Source organism: Desulfoplanes sp., from assembly GCF_054921335.1.
In genome coordinates this window covers 1-5,950 of the sequence record NZ_JBUDSQ010000112.1, presented here as the reverse complement: position 1 = coordinate 5,950, position 5,950 = coordinate 1, and the positions used below count along the sequence as shown (strand labels likewise).

At 48.5% G+C, this 5,950-nt stretch carries 8 protein-coding genes and 1 pseudogene; all 9 read left to right on the top strand.

All coding sequences use genetic code 11. From position 1 onward, the window contains the following. Positions 1–234: hypothetical protein (locus ACY692_RS13830; protein WP_462325964.1), on the top strand; the 234-nt coding region annotated here is incomplete at its 5' end. Between the two features lie 28 nt (positions 235–262). Next, positions 263–1,633, top strand: coding sequence for an RNA-binding domain-containing protein (locus ACY692_RS13825; RefSeq protein ID WP_462325963.1), 1,371 nt, complete (start codon positions 263–265; stop codon positions 1,631–1,633). A gap of 260 nt (positions 1,634–1,893) precedes the next feature. Next, positions 1,894–2,178 carry a nucleotidyltransferase domain-containing protein gene (locus ACY692_RS13820; RefSeq protein ID WP_462325962.1) on the top strand — a complete coding sequence of 95 codons (285 nt, stop codon included), beginning with the start codon at positions 1,894–1,896 and terminating at the stop codon, positions 2,176–2,178. Beyond that, positions 2,175–2,627 carry a hypothetical protein gene (locus tag ACY692_RS13815; RefSeq protein WP_462325961.1) on the top strand — a complete coding sequence of 151 codons (453 nt, stop codon included), beginning with the start codon at positions 2,175–2,177 and terminating at the stop codon, positions 2,625–2,627. The genes ACY692_RS13820 and ACY692_RS13815 overlap by 4 nt, the downstream gene beginning before the upstream one ends. A 382-nt stretch (positions 2,628–3,009) precedes the next feature. Then, a pseudogene (locus tag ACY692_RS13810) lies at positions 3,010–3,117 on the top strand (NAD-dependent epimerase/dehydratase family protein); the annotation flags it as partial. A 131-nt stretch (positions 3,118–3,248) separates the two neighbouring features. Further along, complete coding sequence (locus ACY692_RS13805; protein ID WP_462325960.1) at positions 3,249–4,286, top strand: AAA family ATPase; 1,038 nt, start codon at positions 3,249–3,251, stop codon at positions 4,284–4,286. Continuing rightward, positions 4,283–4,792, top strand: a complete 510-nt coding sequence (locus ACY692_RS13800; RefSeq protein WP_462325959.1) for a hypothetical protein — start codon at positions 4,283–4,285, stop codon at positions 4,790–4,792. Before ACY692_RS13805 ends, ACY692_RS13800 begins: the two co-directional genes overlap by 4 nt. 135 nt (positions 4,793–4,927) lie before the next feature. Beyond that, the gene (locus ACY692_RS13795) at positions 4,928–5,158 is read left to right on the top strand and encodes a hypothetical protein (RefSeq protein ID WP_462325958.1); all 231 of its coding nucleotides are present in this window, start codon (positions 4,928–4,930) and stop codon (positions 5,156–5,158) included. Then, complete coding sequence (locus ACY692_RS13790; RefSeq protein WP_462325957.1) at positions 5,145–5,435, top strand: type II toxin-antitoxin system RelE/ParE family toxin; 291 nt, start codon at positions 5,145–5,147, stop codon at positions 5,433–5,435. Before ACY692_RS13795 ends, ACY692_RS13790 begins: the two co-directional genes overlap by 14 nt. Positions 5,436–5,950: the final 515 nt, after the last annotated feature.

Here is a 5,950-nt window from a genome sequence, read left to right as displayed (position 1 = left end):
TTGCTGCAATACACAACAAAAAAACCTTCTCGCGTTGAGACGCTGGAACGCAGAGAAAAGATCAAAAAACAAGGACTTCCAGGCAGCAGGCTTCAGGCCTATGTGCATGAGCCAATCCGTACCCCATACCCATGCCCTCCAGAACGCAAAGCGCTCAAAAAAAATGCCTTTCTCCGCGCCTCTGCGCCTCTGCGCGAAAAAAAAGAAAAAGGCAGTATCGCCCTGAGACGCTGAAACGTTGTCACCCTGAGGAACAAGGATTATGACAGCCACAACAATCGAAACCCTCATCGCTTCCGGCGAATCTGAAATCCTGGAGTTCAAAAAGAATTTTGGCAAGGAAGCCATCATCGCTCTTTCCGCTCTGGCCAACACCATGGGCGGCTGGGTTCTTTTGGGAGTGGATGACAACGGCAACGCGGTTGGATTTAAAGGAGGGCCGGAAAAAGTCCAACACATAATAAACGAGATCAAACAGAATACCTACCCTCAGATTGTACCTGCAGTGCGTACATTCACCCTGCAGGACAAGAAAATCGTCGGGCTGTTTGTGGGCGAATACCCTATCAAACCTGTAGATTGCAAAGGCCGGTATTACAAAAGGATAGAAAACAGCAATCACCGCCTCAGCCTGGAAGAGATCGTCTCCCTACGTGACAACAGCTTGAATATTTCTTTTGACAGCCAACTCCAGGATGTCCCCTTGTCCGAGCTGGACATGGACTGCATCGAACGGTTCATGTCTCTTGCCAAAGACCAGGGACGCGTTTCGTTGAGCGATGATCTGCTGACCAATCTGGCCAAATTACGCCTGATCAAGGACGGCAAACCCAGCCTGGCAGCCCTGCTTCTCTTTGGGGACACCATCTATACCATCAAAATCGGGCGATTCAAGGCCAAGGACACAATCATCGATGAAATCCAGATCAAAACCCCCTTGCTCAAGGCCCTTGAAGAAACCATGGTTTTTTTCAAAAAGCACATCAACCTGAGCTATGAATTCGACGGTTCTCTGCAACGCAAGGAAGTCTGGCAATATCCACTTCCTGTCCTGCGAGAGCTGCTCCTGAACGCGGTTATGCACCGAGACTACCGGAGCTCATCGGATATCATCATCAAAATCTTTGATGACAACATATCCGTGACCAATCCGGGAAAAATCTTCGGCAACCTCCGTCTGAGTGATCTCCAACGGGACGACTACACATCAAGCATCCGCAACAAAATCCTGGCAGATGCCCTCTACCTGATCGGCGAGGTGGAAACGTATGGTACCGGATTCGTGCGTATCCGCAACATGCTTGATGCCACCACTTCGATTTCGTTGAAGGAACAGGGTGATTTTTTCCTGGCTCGCCTGGAAAAAATCACCCAGACAACAGACCAAACTCTCATCGCCAATGGCGGTGTTAATGGCGGTGTTAATGGCGGTGTTAATGGCGGTGTAAAATCGATGTTTCAAACGTTACTCGATTTTATAGCCCAGAACCCAGGTCAAAACTCACGACAAATCCAGCGGCATCTCCACACTCCGTTACGTACGCTTGAAAGACAGCTCCAAGAACTCAAAAAGAAAGAAAAAATTGAGTTTCGTGGTGCGCCTAAAAAAGGCGGCTATTATCTCCGTGATTAATGATGCCCTCCCAATCCCCGAGGAACGCAAAGCGTTCCCCAAAAATGCCTTTCTCCGCATCTCTGCGCGAAAAAAAAAGAAAAAGGCGTTATCGCGTTGAGACGCTGGAACGCAGAGTAAAGATTGAAAGACAAGGACATCCAGCCTCTAGGCCTATGTGAATGCGCCAATCATTGCCCCCCACCCATGCTTCTCAGAACGCAAAGCGTTCCCCAAAAGGCCTTTCTCCGCGTCTCTGCGCGAGGAAAAAGAAATTATCCATGCGAATCAGCTCAAAAGAAAAAGACATCATCGTAACATCCGTACATGCCATGGACCCGCATGCCAGAATCGTTCTCTTCGGCTCACGGACCGACGACACGAAAAAGGGCGGGGATATCGATCTGATTGTCATCTCCAACCGACTGAGCTTCAAAGACAAACTGCACATCAAAAACCGCATTTTTGATCAGATGGAAGAACAAAAAATCGACATCATTATCTCCCCTCCCGGCGACAAGGACCCTTTTGTCAACCTGGCCATGGAAAAAGGAGTAGAACTTTGATCACACAACGCCGACAACTCCTCGAACAGCTCCTTGACGACATGGAGAACGCAGCACAGGCCCTCGAGCACTCTTTGGGACGTTGTCAGGATATTGCATTGCACGACAGCCTGAGTTTGAACGATTTAGAAAAATTCGAAGCATTGACCAGCAGATTCTCCCGGCTCAGTGACCTGATGCTCCAAAAGGTTTTCCGGACCGTAGACCAACTCGATCTGGACGATGAAGGCACCAACCGCGACCGGATCAACCGAGCCGCCAAAAAGGGCATGGTCAAAAATGCCCGGACATTCATAGAAATCCGTTTGCTGCGCAATGAAATTTCTCACGACTACAAAGCTGAGGCCCTACATTCCCTTTTCGAGCAGGTACTCCACCTGACCCCGGAACTGCTCGAAGATGTCGATCTGACCCATGCCTATGCAAGCAAATACCTTTCCGCTACATAACATCCAGCAGAAACAATCCAGCGGAGGTGCCGGCACGTTGAAAAAAGTTTGAAAGACCAGTCCATCCATGCCTCCACCCGTCGTCATTCCCTGGGCCAGACGCCCATGCTTCAGACCGCAAAGCGTTCCCCCAAACAATGCCTTTCTCCGCGTCTCTGCGCCTCTACGCGATAAAAATTCTTCCCTCAAAAATCATTGAAGCCTTGGCAGATAGCTGCTACCAAAATATTTCCGTCAAGACATTTCACCCTGCCATCGACCGCCTATCAAACCGGAATTCCAAAATCATTCCCCTTTGGTGCTCAAGTTCCTTAAAGTATGCATATCCTAACGGAAGCGGCATTTTTTTGACGGCATTCTCACCCAACCTAAAGATACTTCCATGCATCTTCGAAAACGGGTTCTGGTCACCGGCGGAGCCGGGTTTCTGGGTTCGCACATGTGCGAACGGTTACTTGCAAAAAACTACGAAGTGCTCTGCGTGGACAATTAAACATGGGCAATCCCGGAGAATTCACTATCCTTGAATTGGTCCGGGATGGGTCTCGTGGCAATGGTGTCTGGAAGCCTGAAACCTAGTTATCTACAACATACAACCTACCCCCTAACATTAAAAAATCTATGCTTGATTCCCTCTCTCTCCACAACTTCGGTCCCCTTAAAGACCTTTCCAGGCCCGCACTCGGGCGTATCAATTTGGTCCTTGGTCCGAACGGGTGCGGGAAAACGTTTCTTCTGAAGGCATTGTACTCCACCATGCGCACCATCGAGGGATACAAGCGCGGGCAGGAAGACAAAACCGCAGCTGAGATTCTGGCAGAGAAGCTGCGCTGGACGTTTCAGGCGGACAACATTGGGGGGCTGGTCACCAAAGGGGCTGATGCGCCCCTGTCCTGTAGCGTTGTATTTGATGACCAGCCATTTCGGTTCAGCTTTGGCAAGGAAACGACCAAGCAGATTTCCTCCCTTGAGAACCATGTCCCTCCTCGGCCGGGGAATTCCATTTTCCTTCCGGCCAAGGAGGTGCTTTCCCTGCATCATATCATTCTGGAATCGCGGGAACAGAAGAAGCAGTTCGGGTTTGACGATACGTATCTGGACCTGGCTCGTGCCCTGCGTACCACAACCGGAAAAGGAAAGAATTTTGCTGAATTTGCCCAGTCGCGCCGGATGCTCGAAGAGATGCTGGACGGTAAGATGGTGTATGATGAAAAATCCGGAGCGTGGTTTTTTCGGAAAGGAAATCAGAAGTTCGAACTTGGGGTGACCGCCGAGGGGATCAAGAAAATCGCTATCCTGGATACTCTGCTGGGGAACAGGTATCTGGATACGAGTTCGATCGTCTTTATCGACGAACCTGAATCCGCTCTGCACCCGGGGGCCATATCTCAGTTGCTGGACATCATAGCCATTCTGTCAGAAAGGGGACTCCAGTTTTTCATGGCCAGCCACTCCTATTTCGTGGTCAAAAAACTGTACCTGCTGGCTCTTGAAAAAAGCATATCCATCCCTGTCATCTCCAGTGAGTCCGAAGAGTGGAAGTGCTCCGATCTAAAAAACGGCATGCCTGAAAACTCCATCATCAACGAATCCATCAGATTGTACCAGAAAGAACTCGGGATGGCATTGGGACGATATGCATTGAAGAATCCAAAATGACCTTCGGCCCATATGCTGAATCGAATTTCTTTTATATCGAAAAAAGTGATTTGTATAAGAATTGCGGTGAGAACGTAAAGGTAGCTGAGTTTCTTCTGTTTCGGAAAATCAAGAAAACGTCTGTGGTGTGGATTGTAGAAGCGAAATCGAGCAGTCCACGACCTGAAAATGAGCTGGAGTTTCATCAGTACATTCTAAAATTGAAAGATAAACTTCTCAATGCTTTTACATTGACCATTGCGGAGCGTTTGAATCGCCATGGGGATCACACTGCGGAACTTCCAAAAGAGCTTCTTGAAATGGAGCTTTCGGCATTTGATTGTCGGTTTATACTTGTCATCAACGGTCATAAATTGGAATGGCTTGCACCTCTTCAGGAAGCCCTTTCAAGGGAATTCATGGCAACGGCCAAAACGTGGGCTTTTTCTCCCGGGTGTGTCGTCGTACTGAATAAAGAAATGGCTGTTCAGCACCACCTGGTTTTGGAAAAAAGCGCAACAGGCTGAAGTTATGCACATAATACCGAAAAGCAGTGCAATGAAGAAGTAAGTGTCCAACAAACCTCACTGAGCATCAGTGCTCTACTCTACCGCGAAAAAAACCGGATCATATTCAGCTGAGCCACATGCAAAGGAGTTTATATGAACACTCATCCGAACACAGCCTATCAACGAGCCATTGAGGCCGTGGAAACCTTACCTCTGGATGACAGGGAAACCCTACTGAAAACATTAAGAATGCGCGCCATCGAAGACAGACGTGATCAGATTGCAGCCAATGCGCGCGAAACCCTCCAAGCGGTCAAGGAAAAGCGAGCCCGTTTTGGAAACCTGGATGATCTGAAAAAGGACCTCTTGGATGGTGACGTATAAACTCGCCTGGACACAAAGATTTAAAAGAGGTTTTAAAAAAGCGACCAGAAAGGAAGTTTCGGCGCAGAAAAAAATATTCTCAGTCTTGGAGAACCGTTGCGCAAATCCTTTTGATGAGACATTGAAGACGCACAAACTGCATGGGAAATTAATGGGGCTATGGGCATGTCATGTCGAATATGATTGCCGGATTGTTTTTGCATTTGAAAAAGATCCTGATTCAGAAAATGATCTCATCGTGTTGATTGATATTGGGAAACACGATGAGGTTTATTGAGCTGATCTAGGCCCATACTCACCATCCTTCAGAGCGCAACGCGTTCCCCAACCTGCCTTTCTCCGCGCCTCTGCGCCTCTGCGCAAGAAAAAAAGAAAAAAGCTCTATCGCGCTGAGACGCCGGGACGCAGAGAAAAGACCAAAGGCACAGTGTGATAATCAATGAATTCAAATACCTGAACCTCGCATCACCCCAACTCCTCAGAACGCAAAGCGTTCCCCCTAAACGCTTTTCTCCGCGTCTCTGCGCCTCTGCGCGATAAAAATCCTTCCCTTAAAAACCATTGAATCCTTGGCAGATAGCTGCTATCAGAATATTTCCGTCAACACACTTCACCCCGCTATCGACCGCCTATCAAACCGGAATTCCAAAATCATTCCCCATTGGCGCTCAAGTTGCTTATAGTAAGCATAGCTTAACTGAAGCGGCATTTTTTTGACGGCATTCACAGCACACACTAAGGATACTTGCATGCATCTGCGTAAACGGGTTCTGGTCACCGGCGGCGCCGGGT

What these genes read in the sequence shown, in the direction of transcription:
- ACY692_RS13825 (WP_462325963.1), top strand. Translation starts at nt 263, where the DNA reads ATGACAGCCACAACAATCGAAACCCTCATCGCTTCCGGCGAATCTGAA.
- ACY692_RS13820 (WP_462325962.1), top strand. Translation starts at nt 1,894, where the DNA reads ATGCGAATCAGCTCAAAAGAAAAAGACATCATCGTAACATCCGTACAT.
- ACY692_RS13805 (WP_462325960.1), top strand. Translation starts at nt 3,249, where the DNA reads ATGCTTGATTCCCTCTCTCTCCACAACTTCGGTCCCCTTAAAGACCTT.
- ACY692_RS13800 (WP_462325959.1), top strand. Translation starts at nt 4,283, where the DNA reads ATGACCTTCGGCCCATATGCTGAATCGAATTTCTTTTATATCGAAAAA.
- ACY692_RS13795 (WP_462325958.1), top strand. Translation starts at nt 4,928, where the DNA reads ATGAACACTCATCCGAACACAGCCTATCAACGAGCCATTGAGGCCGTG.
- ACY692_RS13790 (WP_462325957.1), top strand. Translation starts at nt 5,145, where the DNA reads ATGGTGACGTATAAACTCGCCTGGACACAAAGATTTAAAAGAGGTTTT.